This is a genomic window from Candidatus Thiothrix phosphatis (assembly GCF_035668035.1).
GTDB lineage: Bacteria > Pseudomonadota > Gammaproteobacteria > Thiotrichales > Thiotrichaceae > Thiothrix > Thiothrix phosphatis.
Map to the genome: position 1 here is coordinate 36,066 of NZ_JAYMYJ010000114.1, position 26,491 is coordinate 62,556.

19 protein-coding genes are annotated in these 26,491 nt (G+C 58.3%); 9 read left to right on the top strand and 10 right to left on the bottom strand.

From position 1 onward, the window contains the following. Entirely contained in the window at window positions 1-1,836 is a 1,836-nt protein-coding gene (gene uvrC / locus VSS37_RS12895) for an excinuclease ABC subunit UvrC (RefSeq protein ID WP_324695838.1), read from the bottom strand. A gap of 157 nt (window positions 1,837-1,993) precedes the next feature. On the opposite strand from uvrC, the gene VSS37_RS12900 reads away from it, so the two are divergent. Together VSS37_RS12900 and ppdK are read left to right on the top strand one after the other, a co-directional pair. Beyond that, the gene (locus VSS37_RS12900) at window positions 1,994-3,193 is read left to right on the top strand and encodes a S8 family peptidase (protein WP_324695840.1); all 1,200 of its coding nucleotides are present in this window, start codon (window positions 1,994-1,996) and stop codon (window positions 3,191-3,193) included. Window positions 3,194-3,376: 183 nt separating this feature from the next. Continuing rightward, window positions 3,377-6,154 (top strand): pyruvate, phosphate dikinase, encoded by a 2,778-nt coding sequence (gene ppdK / locus VSS37_RS12905; RefSeq protein ID WP_324695842.1) that lies wholly within the window; start codon window positions 3,377-3,379, stop codon window positions 6,152-6,154. A 54-nt stretch (window positions 6,155-6,208) separates the two neighbouring features. On the opposite strand, the gene trxA is transcribed toward ppdK, so the two are convergent. The 4 genes from trxA to VSS37_RS12925 all read right to left on the bottom strand — a co-directional run bounded on the left by trxA (window position 6,209) and on the right by VSS37_RS12925 (window position 11,414). Beyond that, window positions 6,209-7,078, bottom strand: a complete 870-nt coding sequence (gene trxA, locus VSS37_RS12910) for a thioredoxin (protein ID WP_324695843.1) — start codon at window positions 7,076-7,078, stop codon at window positions 6,209-6,211. A gap of 123 nt (window positions 7,079-7,201) precedes the next feature. Next, window positions 7,202-8,860, bottom strand: a complete 1,659-nt coding sequence (locus VSS37_RS12915; RefSeq protein ID WP_324695845.1) for a YdgA family protein — start codon at window positions 8,858-8,860, stop codon at window positions 7,202-7,204. Window positions 8,861-8,944: 84 nt separating this feature from the next. Next, complete coding sequence (murJ, locus tag VSS37_RS12920) at window positions 8,945-10,501, bottom strand: murein biosynthesis integral membrane protein MurJ (RefSeq protein ID WP_324695847.1); 1,557 nt, start codon at window positions 10,499-10,501, stop codon at window positions 8,945-8,947. Between the two features lie 85 nt (window positions 10,502-10,586). Next, entirely contained in the window at window positions 10,587-11,414 is an 828-nt protein-coding gene (locus VSS37_RS12925; RefSeq protein WP_324695849.1) for an SGNH hydrolase domain-containing protein, read from the bottom strand. A gap of 148 nt (window positions 11,415-11,562) precedes the next feature. Between VSS37_RS12925 and VSS37_RS12930 the strand changes: the two genes are divergently transcribed. After that, window positions 11,563-14,451 carry a UvrD-helicase domain-containing protein gene (locus VSS37_RS12930; RefSeq protein WP_324695851.1) on the top strand — a complete coding sequence of 963 codons (2,889 nt, stop codon included), beginning with the start codon at window positions 11,563-11,565 and terminating at the stop codon, window positions 14,449-14,451. A gap of 78 nt (window positions 14,452-14,529) precedes the next feature. Beyond that, on the top strand, window positions 14,530-15,714 hold the full coding sequence (locus tag VSS37_RS12935; protein WP_324695852.1) for a pyridoxal-phosphate-dependent aminotransferase family protein: 1,185 nt from the start codon (window positions 14,530-14,532) through the stop codon (window positions 15,712-15,714). A gap of 38 nt (window positions 15,715-15,752) precedes the next feature. Here VSS37_RS12935 and VSS37_RS12940 read toward each other — a convergent pair whose 3' ends face one another. Then, entirely contained in the window at window positions 15,753-17,039 is a 1,287-nt protein-coding gene (locus VSS37_RS12940; RefSeq protein ID WP_324695854.1) for a lytic murein transglycosylase, read from the bottom strand. Window positions 17,040-17,141: 102 nt separating this feature from the next. Here VSS37_RS12940 and VSS37_RS12945 point away from each other — a divergent pair, with 102 nt between their 5' ends. After that, window positions 17,142-18,101, top strand: coding sequence for a D-2-hydroxyacid dehydrogenase (locus VSS37_RS12945; protein ID WP_324695856.1), 960 nt, complete (start codon window positions 17,142-17,144; stop codon window positions 18,099-18,101). Here VSS37_RS12945 and VSS37_RS12950 read toward each other — a convergent pair. The 3 genes from VSS37_RS12950 to VSS37_RS12960 form a co-directional block, all read right to left on the bottom strand. Further along, window positions 18,098-18,430, bottom strand: coding sequence for a DUF1820 family protein (locus VSS37_RS12950; RefSeq protein WP_324695858.1), 333 nt, complete (start codon window positions 18,428-18,430; stop codon window positions 18,098-18,100). The genes VSS37_RS12945 and VSS37_RS12950 overlap by 4 nt on opposite strands. 144 nt (window positions 18,431-18,574) lie before the next feature. Beyond that, complete coding sequence (locus tag VSS37_RS12955) at window positions 18,575-20,089, bottom strand: fumarate hydratase (RefSeq protein ID WP_324695861.1); 1,515 nt, start codon at window positions 20,087-20,089, stop codon at window positions 18,575-18,577. A 102-nt stretch (window positions 20,090-20,191) separates the two neighbouring features. Then, a complete protein-coding gene (locus VSS37_RS12960; protein WP_324695862.1) occupies window positions 20,192-20,935 on the bottom strand; it encodes a sialate O-acetylesterase in 744 nt (247 codons plus the stop codon). Between the two features lie 92 nt (window positions 20,936-21,027). On the opposite strand from VSS37_RS12960, the gene tsaD reads away from it, so the two are divergent. Beyond that, window positions 21,028-22,041, top strand: coding sequence for a tRNA (adenosine(37)-N6)-threonylcarbamoyltransferase complex transferase subunit TsaD (tsaD, locus tag VSS37_RS12965; protein ID WP_324695863.1), 1,014 nt, complete (start codon window positions 21,028-21,030; stop codon window positions 22,039-22,041). 31 nt (window positions 22,042-22,072) lie between these two features. Here tsaD and crcB read toward each other — a convergent pair whose 3' ends face one another. Further along, complete coding sequence (gene crcB / locus VSS37_RS12970) at window positions 22,073-22,447, bottom strand: fluoride efflux transporter CrcB (RefSeq protein WP_324695865.1); 375 nt, start codon at window positions 22,445-22,447, stop codon at window positions 22,073-22,075. An 89-nt stretch (window positions 22,448-22,536) separates the two neighbouring features. Here crcB and glcD point away from each other — a divergent pair, with 89 nt between their 5' ends. From glcD to glcF, 3 genes are read left to right on the top strand one after another with little or no spacing between them, the layout of a single operon-like run. Continuing rightward, window positions 22,537-24,006: a glycolate oxidase subunit GlcD gene (gene glcD / locus VSS37_RS12975; RefSeq protein ID WP_324695867.1), complete on the top strand. Its 1,470-nt coding sequence runs from the start codon at window positions 22,537-22,539 to the stop codon at window positions 24,004-24,006. Window positions 24,007-24,018: 12 nt separating this feature from the next. After that, window positions 24,019-25,092, top strand: coding sequence for a glycolate oxidase subunit GlcE (glcE, locus tag VSS37_RS12980; RefSeq protein WP_324695868.1), 1,074 nt, complete (start codon window positions 24,019-24,021; stop codon window positions 25,090-25,092). Next, window positions 25,092-26,318: a glycolate oxidase subunit GlcF gene (gene glcF, locus VSS37_RS12985; RefSeq protein ID WP_324695870.1), complete on the top strand. Its 1,227-nt coding sequence runs from the start codon at window positions 25,092-25,094 to the stop codon at window positions 26,316-26,318. Before glcE ends, glcF begins: the two co-directional genes overlap by 1 nt. The last annotated feature ends 173 nt before the right edge of the window (window positions 26,319-26,491 follow it).

The window sequence follows — 26,491 nt, forward strand, 5'->3', positions numbered from 1 at the left end:
TCAACTCTCTTCCCCGTTAAAGAAATCATAAATCCTGCGCGCCAGCGTCAGGCTAACACCAGGCGCTTTGGCTAATTCTTCGGCGCTGGCGCGCTCAATAGCCTTGAGACCACCAAATTGCTTCAACAATACCTGCCTCCGTTTGGCACCCAACCCTTCGATCTGTTCCAACGGCGACTGGGTACGTGCTTTCTGACGCCGGGCGCGATGCCCGGTAATGGCGAAACGATGGGCCTCATCACGGATTTGCTGGATCAGATGCAACGCAGCGGAATATTCCGGCAGCGCCAGACGGCCAGCCCCTTGTTCAATGATGAGCGTTTCCAGGCCCGGCTTGCGGCCTTCGCCCTTGGCGACCCCCACAACCTCAACGCCTGCAACCTGCAATTCGCGCAACACATCCAGCGCCTGAGCCACCTGCCCTTTGCCACCATCAATGAAAAGAATATCAGGTAGCTTGCCATCCTGTTCAACCGCGCGCCGAAACCGGCGGGTCAGCGCCTGATGCATGGCCGCATAATCATCGCCCGGCTGGATGCCTTCGATATTATAGCGGCGGTATTCGGATTTGAGAGGCCCATTCATATCGAACACCACGCAAGACGCGACGGTCGCCTCCCCCATGATGTGGCTGATGTCGAAACATTCCATCCGGCCCGGCGGCTCATCCAGCCCCAGCGCATCCTGCAACGCAAACAGGCGTTGCTGCATCCCAGATTTGGACAGCAACTGCATCTGCAACGCCTGCTCCGCATTACGCTGCGCCAGTTCCACCCATTTGCTGCGTTCGCCACGCTGCGGCTGGCGGATCACCACCTTGCGCCCTTGTTTGAGGGTGAGCATGTCGGCCAGCACATCCGCATCATCTGGTGTTTCCGACACCAGGATTTCGCCCGGCGCGTCATGGTTGAGGTAATATTGCGCCAGAAAAGACCCCAGGATTTCCCCCGGGTTCACATCCCCATCCGGCAGGCTGGGAAAAAAATTACGGTTGCCAAGGTTATTGCCGTTGCGCACGGTGAAGACCTGCACGCTGGCGACGCCGGATTTCACCTCCACCGCCACCACATCCACATTGCCGTTACCGCCGCTGACATATTGCTGCTGGGAAATCTGCCTCAAGCTCTCGATCAGGTCGCGGAATTCAGCGGCTTTTTCGAAATTGAGCATGGCGGAGGCGGCTTCCATTTTCTGCACCAGTTCATCGATCACTTCCTGGGTGCGGCCTTGCAGGAACTGGATGGCATGGCGGACGCTTTGCGCATAATCCTCCTTGCTGACCAAACCGACGCAGGGGCCGCTGCAACGCTTGATCTGGTATTCCAGACAGGGGCGCGAACGGTTGGCGAAATAACTGTCCTCACACTGCCGCACCTTGAACAGCTTTTTCATCAGGTGCAACGTCTGCCGCACCGCGCCGACACTGGGATACGGTCCGAAATACTGCCCCGGCGGCTTGCGCGACCCGCGATAAAACTGGATGCGCGGAGACTCCTGCTGGGTGGAAATATGGATATAGGGGTAGCCTTTGCCGTCTTTCAGCAGGATGTTGTAGCGGGGGGAATGCCGCTTGATCAAGTTGCTTTCCAGCAACAAGGCTTCCGCTTCAGTATTGGTGATGGCGATCTCCACATTGCGGATCTGCCGTACCATGGCGAAGATGCGCGAGTTGGCGACCGTGCCACGAAAGTAGCTGGAAAGCCGGTTTTTCAAATCCTTGGCCTTGCCCACATACAGGACTTTGCCATCTCCGCCCAGCATGCGGTACACGCCCGGCTTGTGCGGAACTGTCTTGAGAAAATCCTTGGGGTCAAAGCTGGGTTGGTCGTCTTGCATATGCGGCTATTTTGCCACACAACATCCGTGCTTGCCTGACATGCGGAAAAAAACCGATGCCCTGCATAAAAATTATCGGCATGACTCTCGCGCCAAGCCTATAGTAAAAATAGTAAAAGATGCTGTTACTCACCATTCACACTATTGGGGCGAAAACATGAACACGGAAAAATACATCATCTTGCGTAGCCGGGAAATTTCAGCACCTAACCCTGGCAACATCGGCATGCGGGGAGCAGGCGTCACCACCTTCGGCCAGCCCAAACCGGAAATCAAACTGGAAGAAGCCGACCTTACCAAAGGCGAGCGCAATGACCTGCGCCGCGACCCGCGCACCCGCGCCATCGCCATGCCGATGCCGCTGCGGCTGATCACGCCAGTCAGCGCCAGCGCGGTTCCCGCCGACGCTACACCTGCGCCGGAAACCTGGGGGGTCAAGGCCGTGCGCGCTCCCGAATCGCCGTTCGACGGCTCCGGCGTTACCGTCGCGGTGCTGGACACCGGCATTGACCCTAACCATCCGGCCTTCGTCAACGTCAAATTGACACAACAAAACTTCACGACGGAAGACCCCAACGACCTGCATGGCCACGGCACCCACTGCGCAGGCACCATTTTCGGCGCCGACATCAACGGAACCCGCATCGGCATCGCCCGCAAAGTCGACCGCGCCCTGATCGGCAAGGTGCTGGGCGAAGGCGGCGGCAGTTCCGCCACACTGGCCAAAGCCATCCAATGGGCCTTGCAGGAAGGCGCGCATGTCATTTCCATGTCGCTGGGAATTGACTTCCCCGGCTATGTCGACTGGCTGGTGAAGCAAAATGGCATGGACATCAATCCCGCCACCTCCATGGCGCTGGAGGAATACCGCGCCAACGTCAACCTGTTTACCGAGCTGGCGGGTTATGTCAAAGCGTTCGGCGCTCTCGGGCAGGGAGCCATCATCGTCGCCGCTTCCGGCAATGAGAGCAAACGCCCCACCTACGAAATTTCCGTCGCCCCGCCCGCCGCTGGCACTGGCATTATTGCCGTCGGCGCGCTGGGCCAGTCCGACACAGGGCTGGTGGTCGCCAGCTTTTCCAATAACCAGGCGGACATCGCCGCTCCTGGCGTCGATATCCAATCAGCCGAAGCAGGCAATACCGGGCTAGTCAGCATGAGCGGCACCAGCATGGCGACCCCGCACGCCACTGGGGTCGCCGCACTGTGGGCGCAGCGCCAGTTGCAGATGACTGGGCGGGTGGAAAACCAGAGCCTGATGGCACAACTGGTCGCCAGCGGCACCTATTCCGCACTCGTGGCTGGCAGCGAGGAAGATGACGTTGGCACCGGCATCGTACAAGCGCCACTAAACTAGGCCAACAGAATGCGTAGGGGTGGACATAGTGGGCCGTGGGCTTTCATCTTGCGCTGGAATCAGGCAAACTCAAGTTGAGAGTTGTTACAGTAAGCTAGGCTTGATCACTACCGCTGCTCCCTGTCTTCGGAGAGAAGGCTGTGGAGCTTCCCCCCAATACTATTTCTAACAGGGTGACACTGCATGACTACCAAATGGGTATTCTCCTATCACGAAGGCGACGGCAAAAACAAACAATTACTGGGCGGCAAAGGTGCAAACCTGTGCGAAATCACCCAGATTGGCCTCAATGTTCCCCCTGGCTTCGTCATTACCACCGAAGCCTGCCTGAATTATCTCGACCAACCGGAAGGCAAACTGCCCGATGGCGTCATGCAACAGGTTCACGAGCAAATGGCCGCCCTGGAACAGGCCACGGGCAAGCAGTTCGGCAGCGCCAGCAACCCCCTGCTGGTGTCGGTGCGTTCCGGCTCCGCCATGTCCATGCCGGGGATGATGGACACCATCCTCAACCTTGGCCTCAATGCCCAGACACTGGAAGGGCTGGTCACCCAGACCCGCAATGAACGCTTTGGCTATGACTCCTTCCGCCGCTTCATCCAACTGTTCGGCAAAGTCGCGCTGGGCGTGCCGGATGAACTGTTCGATGCGCAGTTTGATGCCGTGAAAAAGGACGTGGGCGTGGAAGCCGACATTGGCCTGCAAGCCGCCGACCTCAAGGAAATCAGCCAGCGCTTCCTCAGCGTGGTGCGCAATTACACCGGCAAACCGTTCCCCGAAGACCCTTACGAGCAGCTGGAAATCGCCATCAAGGCGGTGTTCAACAGTTGGATGGGCAAACGCGCGGTCGACTACCGGCGCGAATTCCAGATCACCCCGGAAATGGCCAACGGCACCGCCGTCAACGTCGTCACCATGGTGTTCGGCAACATGGGCAACGACTGCGCCACTGGCGTCGGCTTCACCCGCAACCCTGGCACCGGCGAAAACCTGCTGTATGGCGAATACCTAACCAATGCGCAAGGCGAAGACGTGGTGGCGGGCATCCGCACCCCCAAGCCCTTGCAGGACATGGCGCAGGAAATGCCCACCCTGCACACCCAACTGCTGGACTTGCGCAGCCGCTTGGAGCGCCATTACCGTGAAGTCCAGGATTTCGAATTCACCATCGAAAAAGGCGTGCTCTACTGCCTGCAAACCCGCAACGGCAAGATGAACGCCAGCGCCATGGTGCGCACCTCGGTGGAAATGGTGCGCGAACACCTGATCAGCGAAGAGGAAGCCTTGCTGCGCATCAACCCGCAACATCTGGAGCAGATGCTGTACCCACGGCTTGACCCGTCCTTCAAAGGCGAACCGCTGGCCGCTGGCCTGCCAGCATCCCCTGGTGCTGCCAGTGGCCAAGCGGTGTTTGATGCAGACCGCGCCGAACAACTCGGCAAGCAAGGCATCAAAGTCATCCTGGTGCGGGAAGAGACCAAACCGGAAGACATCCACGGTTTCTTCGCCTCACAAGGCATCCTCACCAGCCGGGGCGGCAAGACCTCGCACGCCGCCGTGGTGGCGCGTGGCATGGGCAAGCCTTGTGTGGCGGGTGCGGAAGGCATCAATGTTGACGTGCAGTTACGCAAAGCCTTTGTTGGCGGCACCGTCATCAAGGAAGGCGACGTCATTACCCTCGACGGCACCCGTGGCAATATCTACCTCGGTGCCGTGCCCAAGGTGGAGGCTGATTTCTCCGATGAACTCGTCACCCTGCTGGGTTGGGCGGACAAGGCGGCGCGCCTTAAAGTCATGGCCAACGCCGATACGCCGAACGACGCCGCGCGCGCCCTCAAATACGGTGCCATGGGCATTGGCCTGTGCCGCACGGAACGCATGTTCAACGCCGTGGAGCGCCTGCCGATCGTGATCGACATGATCGTGGCCGACACCGCCGACCAGCGTCAGGCCGCGCTCGACAAACTGTTGCCAATCCAGCGTGCCGACTTCAAGGATTTGTTCAAAACCATGTCGCCGCGCCCGGTCACCGTGCGCCTGCTGGACCCGCCGATTCACGAGTTCCTGCCCTCTGAACAGCAACTGGTCGACGAACTGGAGCAATTGCGCCACCTGCGCCTGTCCGTGCAAGGCATGGAAGTGCTGGTGGAAACCGCCAAGCTACTGGCGGGCAGCAAAGGCGAAACCTTGCCCTCCAGCGTGCATGAGATGGGTGACACCCGGCTGGTTGACACTGTCATCACCCGCAAGGAGCAAATCCTGAAAAAAGTGCGGGCGCTGCGCGAAGTCAACCCAATGCTGGGGCATCGCGGCGTGCGTCTGGGCATCACCTTCCCGGAAATCTACACCATGCAGATTCGCGCCGTGCTGGAGGCAGCCGCCGATTGCGTCAAGGCGGGCATCCCGGTTGCGCCGGAAATCATGGTGCCGCAGGTCTGCACCGTGCAGGAACTCAAACATGTCAGACGCTTGGTGCAATCCGTCCATCAACAGGTCGAAGCCACTTTCGGCGTCAAGGTCAACTACCAGTTCGGCAGCATGATGGAGGTGGTGCGCGCCTGCATGCGGGCTGAAAGCCTGGCGGAAGAAGCACAGTTCTTCTCCTTCGGCACCAATGACCTGACCCAGGCCAGCTTCTCGTTCTCCCGTGAGGACGCTGAAAACAAGTTCCTGCCGATGTACAACGACCGTGGCATCTTGCAGGACAATCCATTCGAAGTGCTGGATGTGAAAGGCGTCGGGCGTTTGATGAAACTGGCGGTGGAATGGGGCCGCAGCGAACACCCGAACCTCAAGGTCGGCATCTGTGGCGAACATGGCGGGCATCCGGCCTCCATCCGCTTCTGCGATGAAATCGGCCTGAACTACGTGTCCTGCTCCGGGCCACGGGTGCCGATTGCACGGCTGGCGGCGGCGCATGCGCAGATACTGCTGGGGAAAAAAGGCAATGCAAAAGGATAAAGCGGCGTAATCCGGCAAAACCAGAGGGCAGGTCTTAACCTGCCCTCAACTGGTTCAGTAAATTAGCGAGAACATCTTGTTCCGGTATTTCTTCACCAATGGATTTTTCGCCCCAATCAGTTCAAAAGCGTTGAGCAAACCTTTTTTGCCCGCCCCCTCCTGAAAGTTGCTGTCCTTTTTATGGACGGTGAAATACAGCTCCAACCCGCCTTCAATGTCATCCATCGCAATGCGGATTTTCGCCAGTTCCAGCATGGTGGCGAGGTCATCAGGATTTTCAGCCAACCGTTGTTCGAGAGCCGACGTGTCGACCCCGACAACCTGCGCCTGCAATTTGGCCTTTTTGGCTTCGGCCAGCAACTGGCTGAGGATTTCATCTTCAACCGCATCAGGTGGCACCTTTTGCAGCAGGGTTTCGGCTTCTTCCGCCCGGTTCTGCTGGATCAGCATCCCCGCCAGTTCAATCACCGCTTCGTAAAAATCAGGCTCATGCTGCACCACCTGCTCCATCAGCTGGGTAGCGCCTTCCAAATCGCCTGTTTCGTACATCTGCAAGGCTTGCTGGCGGTACGGTTCAGTCTTGCGCACCCGGTGGCGGTCGATGATCTTGCGGATGGCGCTTTCCGGCTGTGCGCCCATGAACTCATCCACGATGCGCCCGCCCTTGATCACCTTGACGGTTGGCAGGTTGCGCACGCCGAACTGCGCCGCCAGTTGCTGATGCTGGTCGGTATTGACCTTGACCAGGATGAAGCCGCCTTGATATTCGTCAGCCAGTTTCGCCAGCATCGGCATCAGTGTCTTGCACGGCTGGCACCAGTCGGCCCAGAAATCCACCAGCACCGGAGCCCTGTAGGAGTTTTCCAGCACCAGTTGTTGAAAATTCTGCGGGTTCGCTTCAAAGATGTAGGGGGAATCGGCCATTTCTTGAGTCCTTCGTCGATTACGTTTTATGGGCAACACAATAAGGGCGCAAAGCCAAAATGCAAGCTCAGGATTGAGGCGGTCATCCGCTGGCCGCCTCGAAGGGTTCCTGAAGGGGCAAGCCTACTTTTTCTTTGCTTCCGGCTTTTTGTCCGCCGGGGCGTCGCCCTGCGCGGGCTCTTGCCCTTCCGGCATCTTGCCGTCCTGCACGTCCTGCTGGATTTGCTGCAATTGCTTGAGCATTTCGACCGTTTCACGCGGCACGTCGTCGCTTTCTTCCAGTAACTGGATCACTTCCGGCGTCAACCCTTCCTGATTGATTTTCTGCATCAGGTCTTCCGGTATGCCCATATTGGGGTCGCCGCCCTCCATGCCAGCCGCTGAACCTTGCGGAATGACCAGTTTCGCCAGTTCGGAGAAACTCATCTGTTTGCCGTTGAGCGTGGCTTTGTCACCGGCCAGCTCCAGATCGCTCTTAAGCTTGTCGCCTTCCACTTTGACCAGCCCCTGTTGTTCATAAGGCGTCACCAGCATGTCGAAACCCGCTGGCAAGATGCTTTTGTCGGCGTCCAGGGTAATCTTGCCCTTCAGCATTTTCCCCCATTCATCCGGGCCGAAACTGGCCATCTCCATCAACTTGGGCGCGCCCTGACCCGCATAGGTCAGGTCAACATCGGCATTCAGCTTGCCTTTGGCGCTTTCCGCCAGCAGTGTGCTGCGCAAGTGGCTTTTGCCGGTTTTCAGCACCTTGCCGAATGCGACTTCCATCACCTGCTCCGCCGTTTGGTTGATCTTGTCCATCAACTCCTGCTGTTTCTGCTGGCCTTCCGGGGTTTCCATTGCATCGGCGTTCCAGTTCATCTGGCTTTGATGGCTCTCCATATCAGCCTGTAGCTTGCCCAGTTCTTCCAGCCCGGCGACATCCAACCCCTGCACGTCCAGGGTGTAGTCCAGTTTGTTGAGCGCGTCTTCCACGCCCTGGATATTGCCGACCTGCGCCGCGACCTTGCCCGCCAGTTCGTTGTCCTTCACATCACTGCTGGTCTGCATGGCCAAGTCAAAGCTGGTCGGCACTGTCGTGCCTTCCGCCAGGATGGAAACGCCCGGCATCTTGATGTCAAAATTGCCCAGCGCCTGCCCGCCAACCATGCCAGTAATGTCGCCATCCAACTGTATGGATGGGAAACTGACGTGGGAGGCATTGTCCTTGATTTCCACTTTGCCGCCCCGGATTGCGATATCCCCGGTCATTTCTGGCGTCATCGAGCCGTGCAAGTTAATGGCCTCAGTCATGATGGTCGAGCCGTTATCCACCTTGATGGGGTTGATGGTGAAGTCGTAGCCAGTGTTGCCACCGAAACCGATGACCGTATGCCCTTCCAGCGGCTGCTTGCCTTCAAAGGCGGTCATCAGCCACTGGCGCTTTTCCTGATCCAGCGAGTCCATGTTCAGACGGGTGTCGATCCGGGCGGAGCCAAACTGTGCCAGACTGCCGCCGCCAAAAAACACCGGCCCGTTCTGAATGTCGTTGATGAATTTCACTTCACCAATCATTTCATTTAACGGCGGCGCATCAAACGTCACTTTGGTGACGGCTTTGGAGCTTAACAAGCCTTTTTCATAGCTGACCAATTCCTGATGCGCGCCGTTGTGGGCGGTGGCCTGATTTTGCTGGTCAATGAACTGTTTAAGCGAGGTTTCCGTCTGCTGGCCGACATACCAAGTGACCCCACCCCATGCCGCCAGCAATACGACCGGGATGGACAATAATAATTTGTTCATGAGGAGAAACTCCTGAATGGTTTCATGCCAATGTTATTTTGAAAATAAGCGCCAAGGTGACGCAGTGTAACAGAAATCAGCGTCTTAACGCCCCAGCATTTGTTTAAATGACATTCCCGTCAAACGTAATGTGGCGAAATAACTGCCCAGCGCCAGCACGATCAGGCCAACCAGCCACAGCACTTTTTCCCAGACCAGCGCAGTCCGCCACCAGCCGTCCGCAGGCGACGCCAACCACAGCAATGAACCCATGACAGCGCACGCCAGAGCAATTTGCGTCAGAAACTTGCCCCACCCCTTTTCCGGGTCAAAAATCTGCTGTTTATGCAAGTGGTAAAACAGCAGGCCAGCATTCACATAGCCCGCCAGTGCCGTCGCCAGCGCCAGCCCCGCATGCGCCCCTGGCTTGCCGGACAGATACCACGGCAACACAATCAGCACGTTCAGCGCCATATTGGAAAAGATCGAAATGACGCCGATCTTGACCGGCGTTTTGGTGTCCTGCCGCGAATAAAAGCCGGGAGCCAGCACTTTCACCAGGATGAACCCGCTCAAACCAAACGAATAGGTGGTGAGGCTTAGGGCTGACATTTGCACATCCCGCCATTCATACGCCCCGTGCATCATCACCGCCGCCAGGATCGGCTTCGCCAGCAGCATCAGGCCCAGCGTGGCGGGAATGGAAACCAGCAGCCCCAGCCGCAACGCCCAGTCCATGGTCTGGCGGAATTGCGCCGCATCCGCTTTCGCATGGTCGCTGGACAACTTGGGCAGGATCACAGTCCCCAACGCCACACCGACAATCGCCAGCGGCAGCTCCACGAAGCGGTCGGAATAATACAGCCAGGTGATGCTGCCCACCGCCAGAAAGGACGCCAGCAGGGTGTTGATCAGCAGGTTCAGTTGCGCAATCGAGGAGCCGAACAAGGTCGGGGCCATCAACCGCATGATACGGCTGACGCCCTGATGCCCACGGCGGATGCGGAAACGCGGCAACAACCCCAGCCGCGCCAGCGTCGGCAACTGGAACAGCAGTTGCGCCACCCCGGCGAAAAACACCCCCCAGGCCAGCGCCAGGATCGGCTGTTCGAAATACGGCGCGCCCCAGATGGCCGCCGCGATCATCACCACATTCAGCAACGCGGGCGTCAGCGCCGGGATGGCGAACTTGTGGAAGGTGTTGAGAATCCCGCTGACAAACGCCGTCAGTGAAATGAACAGGATGTAGGGGAAGGTGATGCGCAGCATTTCCACCGCCAGTTCCGGGCGCGCGTCCGGCTTGGCGTCAAACCCCGGCGCAAAGATCCACATCACCACCGGCGCGGCCACCACGCCGACCACCGTGATCACCAGCAAGACCAGCCCCAGGTAGCCCGCGACATGATCCAGCAAATCCTTGAGGGTTTCCCGCCCCTGCTGTTCCTTGTATTCCGACAGCACCGGCACGAACGCCAGCGAAAACGCGCCCTCAGCGAACAGGCGGCGCAGCAGGTTGGGGATGCGGAAGGCGACATAGAACGCATCGGTGGCCCCATCCACCGGGAAATAGCGGGCGACGATCATGTCGCGCAGCAAACCCAGCACACGGGAAATCATGGTCATGGCGCTGATGGTCGCGCCGGAACGCAGCAAGCGGCTCATACAATTGGCTTTTCACCTTTGGGTCAAAGCCGCAGATTCTGCATGAATCAGGTGCAAAGGTCATGCAGGAAATAAGGATTTACCCTCACATTTTCCCCAGCGAAGAATGCCCGAACAGCACCTGACCGACGTAGCGCGCCCCACCTTTGGTCAAATGCCTGCCATCATAGGAAATCAGTTGCAGGTCGCCGGTGAACAGCGGGCAACTGGCGTCGTCCCCACACAGCAACGCATGAGGGTCAATGAATTCGACCGCCGTGCCAGCCAATTGCTGCGCCAAGGCTGCGTTGATGGTTTTGGCTTCCGCAACGTTGACTTCATTTTCCAGGGTTTTCAGCTCGCTGTCCGGCATCCGCAGGTATTGCCGTAGCGAAATTTTGCCGAAAAACTTATTCCCGACCACCACGGCCTTCTGCTGCGGCTTCAAACCCAGCCGGGCGATCGTCCCAGGCAATGCCTGCGCGACTTCCGGTTTCCAGCGCGACGCAAAAATAATGACATCTGCCTGCCGTATCTGCCCTTGAGCCTGCTCCAGGCTGTCAGCCCGCCCAGAATCGGCGCAAAACGCCTTGTCCCTGGCAGCGATCAGCCCAGCGCCGCCGTCCCCCATGATGGTCTGGCAGTCGTAGGGTATGTAACGCAACCGCACCTGGTAATTTTGCAGGTAGCCGTTTTCCTCCACCGCATTGAGGAAATCACAGCCATAACTGTCGCCAATGATCAGCACCTTCTTTTGCTGGACGCTGCTGTCAAAAGGTTTGCCCTTCAAGTCGCGGCAGCGGGAAAACGCATATTCACCGCCGTGTCTGGCTTCCTCCAGCAATTGCCCACGCCCTGCCGGAGTGGCGGACGCGACGTCTGCGGCTAACAGGATGAGTGATGTGACAAGCCCTATCAAAGTATGGCGAAGCATGGCGGGTTCCTTAATTGTTAACCAAAAGTTGCACAGGCGCGCCTGCATACTATAGGACAGGTTCAACCGTTAGGGCATTCAAACCTTGCTGGCTGCATAGATCGAACGTATTAGTCAGGGCATCACCCCCTACGCAACAATGGCCATCATGCAAATCCTGCTCTACAACGAACTTGACCCCGGCAACATCAATGGATTCGCCAAATGGCGCAGTTTCATGGAAGCCGATGACCTCAAATCAGCGGATGTCAAAAAGATCGGTGACAACCTCTACCGCGCCCGCCTCAACCGCAGCGACCGGCTGTTGCTGTCGTTCTACCGCCACGGCGGCGAACGCTACGCCTTGGTGCTGGAGTACCTGAAAAACCACGATTACGCCGGTTCACGCTTCCTGCGCCACGGCGTGGCCGTGGATGAAGACAAAATCCCACCGCTTGAGGAAGCGCCGGAAGACCTGCCTGCCCTGGCCTATGTCAATACGGAGCATGGGCGTTTCAACCTGCTGGACAAAGTGATTTCCTTTGACGAAAACCAGCAGGCCGTCTTTGCGCTGCAACCGCCATTGGTGATCATTGGCTCCGCAGGCAGCGGCAAAACCGCCCTGACCCTGGAAAAGCTCAAAGCCTGCCGTGGCGATGTGCTGTACGTGACGCTGTCGTCCTATCTGGTGAAAAACTCCCGCGACCTGTATTACGCCCATCAGTACGAAAACCCGCACCAGCAGGTGGACTTCCTGTCGTTTGAGGAATTTCTGGAAAGCATCCAAGAGCCAAACGGCAGGCCCGTCAGTTTCCACGACTTCGCCGCCTGGTTTGGCCGTTTGCCGCGTCTGGCCATCAAGGACGCGCACAAACTGTTCGAAGAGTTCCATGGGGTGCTGACCGGCCCTTCGGTCGAGGCCGCCTACCTGCAACGGGAGGAATACCTCAACCTCGGCGTCAGGCAATCGATTTTCCCGGCGGAAGAACGCCCGGTAGTGTATGACATTTTCACCCGCTATCTGGCCTTCCTACAGGAGCAACGCCTGTATGACAGCAATATCCTCAGCCATCAGTACCTGAAGAAACTCAGCCCGCGCTATGATTTTGTGGTGGTGGACGAAGTGCAGGATTTCACCAATATCCAGCTCTACCTGATCCTTCAGGCGCTGCGGAACCCCAGCGGCTTTGTGCTGTGCGGCGACTCCAACCAGATCGTCCACCCCAATTTCTTTTCCTGGAGCAAACTCAAAAGCCTGTTCTTTACCCATGGCGAATTGCAGGCGGACACCGGCCTGATCTGCATCCTGCACACCAATTACCGCAATTCGCCGCCAGTGACGGCGCTCGCCAACCGCATACTGCTGCTGAAAAACGCCCGCTTCGGCTCCATCGACCGGGAAAGCAATTATTTGGTGCGCAGCAACGGCCATGTGCAGGGCGAAGTGCTGTTTCTGCAAGACCGCGACACGATCCGCCGCGAACTCGACGCCAAAACCCGCGCCTCCACCCGCTTTGCCGTGGTGGTCATGCACGCGGAACAAAAGTCCGCCGCACGGCGGCATTTCAACACCCCGTTGGTGTTTTCAATCCAGGAAGCCAAGGGGCTGGAATACGACAATATCATCCTCTACAACTTCCTCAGCGATGAAGAACGGCGTTTCCGTGAGATCAGCACCGGCGTCAGTCATGAAAACCTGCAACAAGGGCTGCGCTATGCCCGCGCCAAGGACAAAACCGACAGGTCGCTGGAAATATACAAGTTCTACATCAACGCGCTGTACGTCGCCCTGACCCGCGCGGTGCGCAACTTGTACTGGATTGAAACGAACCCCAAACAACGCCTGCTGGATTTGCTGGATCTGCGCGACCCGCTGGATACGCTCAATCTCGACAGCCAGGATTCCAGCCTGGAGGAATGGCGGCTGGAAGCCCATAAGCTGGAATTGCAAGGCAAGCAGGAACAGGCGGAACGCATCCGCCATGAAATCCTGCAACAGCAAACCCCGGACTGGACGGCCTACAGCGGCTCGACCCTTGACCAACTGCACCAACAGGCCCTCCAGCAAGGCGACAAAAAAGCCCGCCTCACCCTGTTTGAGTACGCGCTGGCATACGAAGACCATCATGTCCTGCGTGAATTGCTGCTGGTCGGATTCAAGCCTGCGCGCCATCCCGCCAACGGCCTCAAGCAGCTACAGCAAAAATACTACCTGCCCTACATGGCTAAAAACCCGCTGATTTTGCGCAACCAGACCAAGCATTTCGGCGTGGATTTCCGCAACCCCTTCAACCAGACGCCGCTGATGGTGGCGGCCTGGCTGGGCAACGTCCCGCTGGTGGAGGAACTGGCGGGACTCGCCGCCAATACCCGGCTGGTGGACAATAACGGTTTCAACGCTTTCCAGATCGCCCTGCGGCAGGCCAGCAAGGATGAAAAATACGCCCGCCAGCACCTCGCCGGGATTTACCACCACCTGGAGCCAGACAGCCTCAGCATCCAGATCGATGGCAAGCTGCAAAAGCTGGACAACCGCCATATGGAGTTTTTCCTCCTCAACCTGATGATTGCGCTGTTCTACCGGGTGTTGCCGATGAAGGTGGTGGAACAAGGTGCCTATTCCAGCCAGGACATCGCTGACGCCATCGCCCATTTCCCGCCGGAAGCGCTGCCGCCGCCACGCAAACAGCGCGCATATATTTCCAGCGCCCTGGCCAGAAACGAGATGTACGGACATGACCGGTACAACCGCAAACTGTTCTACCGCCTCAAGCACGGGCATTACCTGTTCAACCCGACCCTGAGGCTGCGGGTGGAAGGCGAATGGGTGAATATCTACGACCTGCTGTGCCTCGACAAACTGGCTTACCGACCCGCCCATGACTGGTGTGATAGCCACGACCAAGAATCTTGGGATCATTGGCTGGATGTAGGCCGTAACCACATCAAGCAGCAGTTGCAGCAGGTGCGCGGCGCACTGTTGAACGATGCGCTGGCGCTGCTGAAAACCCTCTGTGAACAGGAGTTACGTAAAATTCAGGACAGCAATCAATCCTGATAAAACCGCTAAACCTTTTGACCCGCCATTTTCCGTAGTATTATTCCCGCCTTGCCGACATAAAGAGAACCTAACCACATGACTGCAAAATCCTTTCATCCACCTGTCCGCACCCTGATGGGGCCAGGGCCTTCCGATGTCAGCCCACGCGTGCTGGAAGCCATGGCGCGCCCCACCATCGGCCATCTTGACCCGGCGTTCGTCAGCATGATGGACGAGCTCAAGGCAATGCTGCAATACGCCTTCCAGACCCGTAATGAACTGACCATGCCGGTTTCCGCGCCGGGTTCGGCAGGGATGGAAACCTGTTTTGTCAATCTGGTGGAGCCGGGCGACAAGGTCATCGTCTGCCAGAACGGCGTGTTTGGCGGGCGTATGAAGGAAAATGTCGAACGTTGCGGCGCCACACCAATCATGGTGATGGATGACTGGGGCAAGCCGGTTGACCCCAACAAACTGGAAGACGCCCTCATCACCCATCCTGACGCCAGGACTGTGGCTTTCGTCCAGGCAGAAACCTCCACCGGCGCACAATCCGATGCGCAAACACTGGTCAAACTGGCGCACGACCATGACTGCCTGGCCATCGTCGATGCGGTCACTTCACTGGGTGGCTCCCCGCTCAAGGTTGACGCCTGGGAAATTGACGCGGTTTATTCCGGCTCCCAGAAATGCCTGTCCTGCGTCCCTGGCATAGCGCCGGTCAGCTTCGGCCCGCGCGCGGTCGAACGCATCCAAAACCGCAAGGGCAAGGTGCAAAGCTGGTTCATGGACATGAGCCTGGTGATGGGCTATTGGGGTGGTGGAGCCAAACGCGCCTACCACCATACCGCCCCCATCAACACCCTGTATGCATTCCATGAAGCACTGCTGATATTGCAGGAAGAAGGGCTGGAAAACGCCTGGGCGCGCCATGCCCACAACCATCTGGCATTAAGGGCTGGAATTGAGGCAATGGGTTTGCAGTTTGTGGTGGAGGAACCTTACCGCCTGCCACAACTCAACGCCATCGCTGTACCAGCAGGTGTGGATGAAACAGCCGTGCGTGCCGAACTGCTGAACCGCTACAACCTGGAAATCGGCGCTGGCCTGGGCGCACTGGCGGGGAAAATCTGGCGCATCGGCCTGATGGGTTTCGCCAGCAACCAGACGAACGTCCTCAACTGCCTGGGTGCGCTGGAAGCTGTGTTGTCCGATATGCAGGCACCGATCCAGCCCGGTACCGCTATTGCCGCCGCCAAGAGCGTCTTTGGCGCGGGCTGACCCCATCAATGAAGCAAGCTGACGGGAGTTATTCCCCGTCAGTGCTTCATACTGCCGCCCACAGGAGCCAGTTTGGCGGCAGGGGCGACAGATGGCTTCGGCAAGGAATTCGTCTGCACTTCCTGCCGCAACACATCCAGGTATTCCAGCGTCGCAAAGCCATCTGCTGGAAAACCGGCGTCAAGCTGCCAACGGCGCAAGGCGGAGCGGGTGTTGGGGCCAATCCTGCCATCCACGCCTTCCGTGCTGTAACCGGCGACTGTCAACAGTTCCTGCAGCTCCGATTTCTGGGTGAGGCTCAACGGCTGTTCGTCGTGCGGCCAAGAGGCCACCAGCGGCCCCGCCCCCCGGATACGGTCACCCAAATACCCGACTGCCAACGCATAATTTTCGGCATTGTTGTATTTCAGGATCACGCTGAAATTGTGGAACGCCAGAAACGCCGGGCCGCGATACCCCGCAGGCAGGAATATATACGCAGGATCAGGGTCCATGACTGGCGCACCATCCGCCCCCGTCACCCGCGCATCCTGTCCCCACGCATTGGCGGGCAGCCAGAAATCAGGATCAGCGCGCGACCAGTCGAAGCCGGTGGGCAGGCGCACTTCCCTGCCCCAAAGCTTGCCGCGTTCCCAGCCAGAATGCGCCAGATAATTGGCGGTGGAAGCCAGCGCATCAGGAATGCTGCCAACCAGGTCGCGTTTGCCATCGCCATCGAAATCGACCGCGAACTCCTCAAAGGTGGTGGGAATGAACTGGGTATGGCCAATCGCACCAGCCCACGAACCTTGCATCGACACCAGCGACATATCACCTTCGTCCAAAATCCGCAGCGCCGACAGCAATTGCGCTTGCCAGAAATTACGCCGGTCTTCACTACCGGCATAGGCCAGGGTCGCCAGTGACTGGATGATGTTGTAACCGCCGGTATTCTTGCCGTAATTGCTCTCCACGCCCCATACCGCCAACAAATATTCAGGCTGGACGCCAAATTGCTGATAAATGCGCTCCAACAATGGTGCCTGCTCGTCCAGCAATTTCTGTCCGCGTGCAATGCGCTCATCCGAAACTGCGGTTTCCAGATATTCCCATATCGGCTTGCTGAACTCAGGCTGATGCGCTTCCAGACGCAGCACCTTTTTATCCGGCGACAAGCCACGCAAAGCCCTCGCGGCGGTTTCCGCGCTAATTCCCTGGGTTACCGCAAGATGGCTGAAGCGATCCTTCCATGCCTCAAACTCCCGATCCGGCACCAGCGTATAGCCAAACAGAACCGACGCCAGCAGGATACTGATCAGGAGCCAATGCAACCACCTACGGTTCATTCGCCGTTCCACACTCTATAAATCATCGGGATATAATAGCAGAGTTATTAAAAAGCACCTCATAACAAGCCTCTTGTCAGTCATTATTAAAAAGGATGCATTATGTACAAAGCGGTATTTCTTGACCTGGACAGCACCAGTCGCGGCGACCTCGACCTCAGCCGCCTGCAAGCTGTCTGCGGCGAATTGCGCGCCTGTGGCCATACCCGCCCCGATGAACGACTGCGCAATATCGGTGACGCCAATATCGTGATCAGCAACAAGGTGGAGCTGGATGCGCCACTGCTGCGCGCACTGGCCGGGCAGCTCAAACTGGTGTGCATCGCGGCGACCGGCTCCAACAATGTCGACCTGGAAACAGCCAAAGAACTGGGCATTCCCGTCACCAATATCCGCGATTACGCCAGCCAGTCGGTTGCAGAGCATGTCATGGCGCTGATTTTCGCCCTGCGCCGCCAGTTACCGGCCTGGCGGACTGCCCTGCAACACGGTGATTGGAGCCGCAGCCAACATTTTTGCTTGCTGGACTACCCAATGGCGGAAATCGCGGGCAGCAACCTGACCCTCATCGGCTACGGCATCTTGGGCAAGGCGGTCGCGCAGATGGCGCAAGCTGTTGGCATGCACATCATCATTGCCGAACACCCAGGCCAACCGCCCCGGGCAGGACGCACCCCGTTTGCAGAAGCGCTGGCGCAGGCCGACGCCCTCAGCCTGCATTGCCCGCTGACGCCGGACACCCGTAACCTGATCAATGCCGAACGCCTGCAATGGCTAAAGCCGGACTGCCTCCTGATCAACACCGCCCGTGGCGGCATTGTGGATGAAACCGCCCTGTTGGAAGCGTTGCAGGCTGGCAGGCTGGGCGGCGCAGGCATTGACGTATTGGCACAGGAACCACCCAGCGAAAACTCCCCGCTGCTGCGCGCCGCCTTACCTAACCTGATCGTCACGCCTCACGTCGCCTGGGCCAGCCGCACAGCAAGGCAAACACTAATCAACCAGCTTGCGGAAGTCATCACCAGCTGGCGGCAGGGGGGAACCATGAACAGGCTGGCCTAATCTTTTTTCTTGGCAGGGCGCGCAAACGGGCTGACATTGCCGGGCGCGCCACCGTTTTCGAGGGAATGGATCTTGCTGACGCCGGGATGCTCCACTTCGTCAATACGGATCACTGAATGGATAGGGATGAAACTGCGTTTGACCGACTCGAATTCGTTCTTGAGACGCTCTTCGCCCGGGTCAATCACCACGGTGCTTTGGGTGCCAAAAACCAGTTCTTCCACCACGACAAAACCATACAGGTCGGATTCGTAAACCTGCTTGGCGAAAATTTCATAGACCTTATCCTGATTGACAAAGGAAATGCGGTAGATACGGTCGCTGCTCAAAGGTTGTGGCCTCAGAAAAATTGGCTAGTTGTAGCAAAAAATAAGAATGAAGTCACTGACTGGCGAAGAGATCGCCTCAAGGAGTAGCCCCCGCAATGGCTGCGTTCCTGAAAAAGGGCGCGGCCAGCGCGCCCCTATCATGTTTTAGGCTTTATGGATGCGGGCGTCGATGATCTTTTTCCACTGCGCAGGGCCAGTGGTATGGACGGATTCACCCTGGCTGTCAACCGCCACTGTCACCGGCATGTCCTTGACCTCGAATTCGTAGATCGCTTCCATACCCAGTTCCGGGAACGCCAGCACTTGTGCATGGGTGATCGCCTTGGACACCAGATAAGCCGCACCGCCCACCGCCATCAGGTAGACCGCGCCGAACTCCTTGATGGCCTCAATCGCCGTCGGGCCGCGCTCGGATTTGCCGATCATGCCCAGCAGGCCGGTTTCAGCCAGAATCTGGCGGGTGAATTTGTCCATGCGGGTGGACGTGGTCGGGCCTGCGGGGCCCACCACCTCATCACGCACCGGATCAACCGGGCCGACGTAGTAGATGAAGCGCCCTTTCAGGTCAACCGGCAATTTTTCGCCCTTGTTGAGCATGTCGACCATGCGCTTGTGGGCGGCATCGCGCCCGGTCAGCATCTTGCCGGACAGCAGCACAGTTTCGCCCGGCTTGAGCTTGCGCACCTCTTCCGGCGTGATCGTGTCGAGATTGATACGGGTGGCCTGCGCACCGCCAGCCAGCGAAATTTCCGGCCAATTGGCGATGTCTGGCGGGGTTTGCAGCGCCGGGCCTGAGCCATCCAGCACAAAGTGGGTATGGCGGGTCGCCGCACAGTTGGGAATCATGCAGACCGGCAACGAGGCGGCGTGGGTGGGGTAATCCTTGATCTTTACATCCAGCACCGTGGTGAGGCCGCCCAAACCTTGCGCGCCCAACCCCAGGTTATTGACTTTTTCGTACAGTTCCAGACGCAGCTCCTCAATGCGGTTCTGCGGGCCGCGCGCCATCAGCTCCTGGATGTCGACCGGCTCCATCAGCACTTCCTTGGCCAATACCGCCGCCTTTTCCGCCGTGCCGCCGATACCGATGCCGAGCATGCCCGGCGGGCACCAGCCAGCGCCCATGGTGGGGACGGTTTTCAACACCCAGTCGACAATGCTGTCGGAAGGGTTGAGCATGGCCATCTTGGACTTGTTTTCAGAACCACCACCCTTGGCCGCCACATCGAAGCTCACCTTGTCGCCGGGAACGATTTCATAGTGGATGACCGCCGGGGTGTTGTCGCGGGTGTTCTTGCGCGCGCCAGCCGGGTCGGCGAGGATGGAGGCGCGCAGCACATTGTCCGGTTGCAGATAGGCGCGGCGCACACCTTCGTTGATCATGTCGGTCAGGCTCATGTCGCCTTCCCACTGCACGTTCATGCCGACCTTGACGAACACGGTGACAATGCCTGTGTCCTGACAAATCGGGCGGTGACCTTCGGCGCACATGCGCGAGTTCACCAGAATTTGAGCGATAGAATCTTTCGCTGCCGGAGACTCCTCCCGTTGCCACGCCTTATGCATGGCCTCTATGAAGTCGACCGGATGGTAATAGGATATGAATTGCAGCGCATCGGCTACGCTGGCGATCAGGTCATCCTGCTTGATGATGCTCATGGACTTCTACTCCCTTGGTGGTGTACTCAAACTGTGTGCGGAGTATGTTCTGGTTGTGGCGCATCATCGTATGTGAAATCGGGAGTGGAATCCAGCGCCAATCTAGTGGCTGTGCTGGAGGTAGGCTTTGGCAAAGCGTTTGCCCAGTTCGATCTGGCCAGCGGCGTTGAAATGGATGCCGTCATTCAGTTTGCCCAGCCCATCGGTGGCCACCATCACGGCTTTAGGCAACTGGGATTGCGCGGCCTGCTGCTGATCCCGCACTGAGGCAATGGAGTCCGTGTGTTGAGGATGCTCCAGACTGATCTGGCCGTAGATGAACAGGCTGTCGGGGGACTGCAAATCCTTGCGCAGACTGGTCACCAAGGTGCTGAAACGGCTGCCGTACTGGCTGGCGACGCTGGCGCTGCTTTGCGCGTCGCTTTCACCCTGCATCCACAGGATCGCGTCCACTTTCTCTGTGGCTTTCTCCCCGGTGGCGAAACCGACCTGCCGCAGCAACGCCTTATACAGCCCCTGCCCCGGTTGCCATTGCTGGATCAGGCTGCCGGACGCCGCTTGCTTGACCAAAATGAAATGGTCGTTGGGGAAAGCGCGCGCCACCTCATGGGCGAAACTGACTTCGGGGCCGAACCAGGCGAATTTCGCCAACGGGTGTTCGCGCCCCTGGTAGAAAAACGTGACGTTGGCCGGGGTGCTTTTATAGTCCGCAGGCAATTCATGCACTTTGCCGCGCCCCATCATGTTGGACTGCCCGGCCAGGATGACCAGCCGGTCTTTTGCCCAAATTGCAGGCGTCTGCAAGAGCAGCAGAAGAGCCGCCAACTGAACCAAGAATAAGCGCATGTTCAATATCCAGCTTGTTTTGTCAGGGTGAGACTCTAGCATATATACTGCCGTCTATCCTGTTTAACCCCCCAGCCCAACCTGAGAAGATCATGCGCGTTCTTGGTATTGAAACATCCTGCGACGAAACCGGCGTAGCCATTTATGACACCACACACGGGCTGTTGGCGCACCGCCTGTTCAGCCAGATAGCGATGCACGCCGAATACGGTGGCGTAGTGCCGGAACTGGCTTCGCGCGACCATATCCGCCGCGTGTTGCCGCTGCTGCGCGAAACGCTGGCGGACGCCGGTTTGAGCCTGTCCGCGATTGACGGCATTGCCTACACCGCAGGGCCGGGGCTGATCGGGGCGCTGATGACGGGCGCATCGATTGCACGCTCCCTGGCATGGGGGCTGAACATTCCGGCGGTGGGCGTGCACCACATGGAAGGGCATCTGCTCGCGCCAATGCTGGAGGAAAACCCGCCACAATTGCCGTTCGTGGCCCTGCTGGTGTCGGGCGGGCACACCCTGCTGGTGGATGTGCCGCGAATCGGCGAATACCGCATCCTGGGCGAAAGCGTGGATGACGCCGCTGGGGAAGCGTTTGACAAGACCGCCAAGCTGATGGGGCTGGGTTACCCTGGCGGGCCATTGCTGGCGAAACTGGCGGAACAGGGGCGCGCGGGCGCTTACAAGTTCCCGCGCCCAATGGTGGATCGCCCAGGCTGTGATTTCAGTTTCAGCGGCCTGAAAACGTTTTCCCTGACTACCTGGCAAAACTCCGGCCAGACGGAGCAGGATAAAGCAGATATTGCCAGGGCGTTTGAGGACGCGGTGGTGGACACGCTGTTCATCAAGTGCCGCCGGGCGCTGGAACAGGCCGGGCGCAAGCGGCTGGTGGTCGCAGGTGGCGTCGGCGCGAACCGGCGGCTGCGGGAACGGCTGGCGGAGCTGGAGGCGGACGTGTTTTTCCCACGGCTGGCGTTTTGCACCGACAACGGCGCGATGATTGCGTATGCGGGCGCACTGCGTTTGCAGGCGGGGGCGCAGGAAGCCGCAGTGATCAGCGCCCGCCCGCGCTGGCCGCTGACGGAGTTGGAGGCACTGGACATATTGGCCTGATGGGCGCTGGCTTTGCGGACAGGAAACCAACTCAGATGGATCGTCCTGCCTGTACCCCCAGCCACACCGCCAGCAAGCACAAACCCACGTTCAGCCCTGCATTCAGCACCGCTCCCCAGAGCCGCCCTTCCTGGAGCAGGTCGAACGTATCCAGCGAAAAGGTGGAAAACGTGGTGAATGCGCCCAGCACCCCCACAATCAATCCCCTGCTCAGGGCCGAGGTCAATAGCTCCCGCTCCACAAAGTAGTACGTCAGCAAACCGATGAAAAATGAGCCAACAACATTCACAGCCAAGGTTCCGTAAGGAAATGAACGCCCTAGCCATTGGTAAACGCCATTTGCCACCAAAAACCGCAACAATGCGCCTATTGCCCCACCCAGCAATATCCCACCTATCTGATACATCCCATTTCCTCAATGATTAAACTAAAATTTAAAAATCCTGTTGGAAACACGCTACATTACCCCCACTTTACAACAAGGCAAGGATATTAGTGAAAACATCCCCCGATCAGAAAAAGCAGTTGCTCCAGCATCTCGCGGACATCCTGCCCCCAAACGCCATCCTGACCGCCCGGGAAGATTTACGTCCGTATGAATGTGATGGCCTGACCGCCTACCGGCATGTGCCGCTGGCCGTCGTGCTGCCAACCACCATTGAACAGGTGCAACTGGCCGTCAAAATCTGCAACCGCCTCAAGATCCCCGTTGTCGCCCGGGGGGCGGGGACTGGGCTTTCCGGCGGCGCACTGCCTCATGAAGACGGCATCATCCTCAGCCTCGCCCGCTTCAACCAAATTCTGGCGATTGACACTGACAACCTGACCGCCCGCGTCCAACCCGGTGTGCGCAACCTCGCCATCAGCCAGGCGGTCGACCATCTTGGGCTGTTCTACGCGCCAGACCCCTCCTCCCAAATCGCCTGTTCGATTGGCGGCAACGTGGCGGAAAACTCCGGCGGCGTCCATTGCCTAAAGTACGGCCTGACCGTGCATAACGTGCTGGAAATCAAGCTGGTCACCATCGATGGCGAATTGATGACCATTGGCAGCGACCGCCTGGACACCCCCGGTTATGACCTGATGGCATTGCTGACCGGCTCTGAAGGCATGCTGGGCATTGTGGTCGAAATCCTGGTCAAGCTGACGGTCAAGCCGGAAACAGTGCAGGTGCTGATGGCCGCCTTTGACAAGGTGAACGATGCAGGCGATGCAGTGGCCGCCATCATCAGCCGGGGCATCATCCCTGCCGGGCTGGAAATGATGGACAACCCCGCCATCCGCGCCGCTGAGGATTTCATTCATGCAGGCTACCCGCTGGAAGCCGGGGCCATTTTGCTGTGTGAACTGGACGGCAGCGAAGATGAAGTCAGTGAGCAGACAGCCAAGGTCACGGCTATCCTGAAAAAACATCATGCCAGTAATGTCCATGTCGCCAAAACCGCCACTGAACGCGCTCGTCTGTGGGCAGGCCGCAAGTCCGCCTTTCCTGCGGTAGGGCGCATTTCCCCCGACTACTACTGCATGGATGGCACCATCCCACGCAAACATTTGGCGGAGGTTTTGCAGAAAATCAATGAATTTTCCCAGCAATACGCGCTTGGTGTCGCCAATGTCTTCCATGCTGGCGACGGCAACTTGCACCCACTGATCCTGTATGACGCCAACCGTCCCGGCGAGCTGGAAAAAGCCGAACGTTTTGGCGCAGATATTCTGGCGTTATGTGTTAAAGTTGGCGGCTCCATTACGGGTGAACACGGGGTTGGCCATGAAAAACTGGATTCCATGTGCGTGCAATTTGGCGAGGCGGAGCTGGAAGTTTTTCACGCCGTCAAACGCGCATTCGACCCTGATGAATTGCTGAACCCTGGCAAGGCTGTCCCTACCCTACACCGCTGTGCGGAGCTTGGCGCCATGCATGTGCATCATGGGCAGCTTTCCCATCCGGAACTTCCAAGATATTGACCCGGACTTGACATGATCGCAGACAACGACATAACCCCAATATTGCAAGAACAGGTCGCAGCAGGAATTGCTGCACAAGAGTCCCTCAACATTGTGGGCGGCGGCAGCAAAGCTTTTTATGGCAACCCCGCCAACGGCAAACTGTTAAGCACGGCCTCACACACCGGCGTCATCGCCTATGAACCTTCTGAGCTGTGCATCACTGCCCGATCAGGCACGCGCTTGCAGGACATTGAAGCGCTGCTGGCTGCCAACGGGCAGATGCTGGCATTTGAGCCACCTTGTTTCGGCCCGGAATCCACTATCGGCGGCGCAGTCGCGGCGGGCCTGTCCGGCCCTGGACGCGCTTGGCGCGGTGCCGCCCGTGACCATGTGCTGGGCGTCAGGCTTGTGACTGGCTACGGCAAGACCGCCGCTTTCGGTGGGCAAGTCATGAAAAACGTCGCCGGATACGACATTTCCCGCCTGCTGTCCGGCTCCATGGGAACGCTTGGCCTGATCCTGGAAGTTTCCCTGAAAGTCCTGCCGCGCCCAGCCACAGAACTGACCCTGACGCTGGAAATGCCCGATCAGGAAGCCTATGAGCTGACCACGACCATGCGCCGCTCCACCTTCCCCTTGAGCGCCACCTGCTATTTCGACGGCTGCCTGTACCTGCGCCTAAGTGGCGAACCCAGCCACGTTTTCGCCTCCCACCGCAAGATCGGCGGTGACCCGCTCAATAACCCTGACCAATTTTGGATGGCGTTGCGCAACCAGACCCACGAATTTTTCCAGCAATACGACCGCCCGCTATGGCGGCTCTCCTTCCCGCCCGCCACCAGCGTCGTCAGTCGGCTGGAAGGGAATTCACTGATTGAATGGGGCGGCTCCCAACGCTGGATTTACACCAACATCCCAACCAACCTGATCCGCAATATTGCGCAAAAAGGCAATGGCCACGCCACCCTATATCGGGGCAGCCTGCCTGGCGTCAACCCCTTTCATCCGCTGCCTGGCAACCTGCTGGCCGCCCAGCAACGGTTGAAACGGGCAATGGATCCACATGGGATTTTCAACCCAGGCCGCATGTACAAGGATTGGTAATGCAAACCCGGATACTCAGCTCACTACGGCAAACTGCGGAGGGCAAGACAGCGGAGGCAATCCTGCGCCGCTGCGTCCATTGCGGTTTCTGCAATGCCACCTGCCCTACCTACCAACTGCTGGGTGATGAGAACGATGGCCCCCGCGGGCGCATTTACCTGATCAAACAATTGATGGAAGGCCAGTTGGAAAATGCCCCGGACAGCGGCCGCAAAACGTTGCAACACCTTGACCGCTGCCTGTTGTGCCGTAGCTGTGAAACCACCTGCCCGTCCGGGGTGGAATACAGCAAGCTGCTCGACATAGGCCGCCATCTGGCTGAAGAACACACTGGCCGTGACCGTGCCGACCAATCCATGCGCAAACGGCTGCGTAAATACCTGCCAAAATCTGGCTTGTTCAACCTTGGGCTGAAACTGGGGCGTGCTTTCAAGCCTATGTTGCCGGACACTGTGGCAGGCAAAATTACTGCATCGCGTCCGGCGGGTGAGTGGCCAAAAAGCCATCATGGCCGTCGGATGCTGGTGCTGGAAGGCTGTGTCCAGCCCTCCCTTTCCCCTGACATCAATGCCGCCACCGCCCGGGTGCTGGATAAGCTCGGCATCAGCTTGATCACTGCCCCCAAAGCTGGCTGCTGCGGCGCTGTCAGCCAGCATCTGGGCGCGCCCGAGGAAGCGCTGGACTACATGCGGCGCAACATCGACGCTTGGTGGCCTTACATTGCCAATGGCGTGGAAGCCATCATCACCACCGCCAGCGGCTGCGGCGTCATGGTCAAGGAATACAAGTATCACCTGCGCGGCGACCTGGAATATTCCATTAAAGCCGAACGCATCTCCAACTTGTGCAGGGACATCGCCGAAGTCATCGCACAGGAAAAATACCAACGGCTCGCTTCCGCCCAACCTGAACGCATTGCCTGGCATCCGCCCTGCACGCTCCAGCATGGCCAGAAAATCCGGGGCGTGGTGGAAAACATCCTGACCGATTGCGGCTACGTGCTGGTTCCGGTGGCTGATGAACACTTGTGTTGTGGTTCTGCTGGGACTTACTCCATCCTGCAACCGGAAATTTCCCGGCAATTGCGCAGCAACAAACTAGCCAACCTGACCCAGCATCAGCCGGAAATGATTGTCACCGCCAATATCGGCTGCCAGACACATTTGCAGGAAGCCAGCAAAATACCGGTTGTCCACTGGATTCACCTTCTTGATAAGAAAAATTAACAAAACTAAATTAACACCCATAACGACTCTTTTTATACTTGAGAATAGTTGCCAAAGAGAGGTAAGCTTCTCAGCTGAGTCGGTGAGATGGCAGCAGCGCCAAAAGCGCTGGCTCCATCAGGAAGGGGAGCCCCGCGCAAGCGGGGTTTTTTCGTTTCAGGCAGCCAGAAAAA

Excerpts from the sequence above, each read along its gene's own strand:
- uvrC (WP_324695838.1), bottom strand. The coding sequence starts at position 1,836 with ATGCAAGACGACCAACCCAGCTTTGACCCCAAGGATTTTCTCAAGACA.
- VSS37_RS12900 (WP_324695840.1), top strand. The coding sequence starts at position 1,994 with ATGAACACGGAAAAATACATCATCTTGCGTAGCCGGGAAATTTCAGCA.
- ppdK (WP_324695842.1), top strand. The coding sequence starts at position 3,377 with ATGACTACCAAATGGGTATTCTCCTATCACGAAGGCGACGGCAAAAAC.
- trxA (WP_324695843.1), bottom strand. The coding sequence starts at position 7,078 with ATGGCCGATTCCCCCTACATCTTTGAAGCGAACCCGCAGAATTTTCAA.
- VSS37_RS12915 (WP_324695845.1), bottom strand. The coding sequence starts at position 8,860 with ATGAACAAATTATTATTGTCCATCCCGGTCGTATTGCTGGCGGCATGG.
- murJ (WP_324695847.1), bottom strand. The coding sequence starts at position 10,501 with ATGAGCCGCTTGCTGCGTTCCGGCGCGACCATCAGCGCCATGACCATG.
- VSS37_RS12925 (WP_324695849.1), bottom strand. The coding sequence starts at position 11,414 with ATGCTTCGCCATACTTTGATAGGGCTTGTCACATCACTCATCCTGTTA.
- VSS37_RS12930 (WP_324695851.1), top strand. The coding sequence starts at position 11,563 with ATGCAAATCCTGCTCTACAACGAACTTGACCCCGGCAACATCAATGGA.
- VSS37_RS12935 (WP_324695852.1), top strand. The coding sequence starts at position 14,530 with ATGACTGCAAAATCCTTTCATCCACCTGTCCGCACCCTGATGGGGCCA.
- VSS37_RS12940 (WP_324695854.1), bottom strand. The coding sequence starts at position 17,039 with ATGAACCGTAGGTGGTTGCATTGGCTCCTGATCAGTATCCTGCTGGCG.
- VSS37_RS12945 (WP_324695856.1), top strand. The coding sequence starts at position 17,142 with ATGTACAAAGCGGTATTTCTTGACCTGGACAGCACCAGTCGCGGCGAC.
- VSS37_RS12955 (WP_324695861.1), bottom strand. The coding sequence starts at position 20,089 with ATGAGCATCATCAAGCAGGATGACCTGATCGCCAGCGTAGCCGATGCG.
- VSS37_RS12960 (WP_324695862.1), bottom strand. The coding sequence starts at position 20,935 with ATGCGCTTATTCTTGGTTCAGTTGGCGGCTCTTCTGCTGCTCTTGCAG.
- tsaD (WP_324695863.1), top strand. The coding sequence starts at position 21,028 with ATGCGCGTTCTTGGTATTGAAACATCCTGCGACGAAACCGGCGTAGCC.
- crcB (WP_324695865.1), bottom strand. The coding sequence starts at position 22,447 with ATGTATCAGATAGGTGGGATATTGCTGGGTGGGGCAATAGGCGCATTG.
- glcE (WP_324695868.1), top strand. The coding sequence starts at position 24,019 with ATGATCGCAGACAACGACATAACCCCAATATTGCAAGAACAGGTCGCA.
- glcF (WP_324695870.1), top strand. The coding sequence starts at position 25,092 with ATGCAAACCCGGATACTCAGCTCACTACGGCAAACTGCGGAGGGCAAG.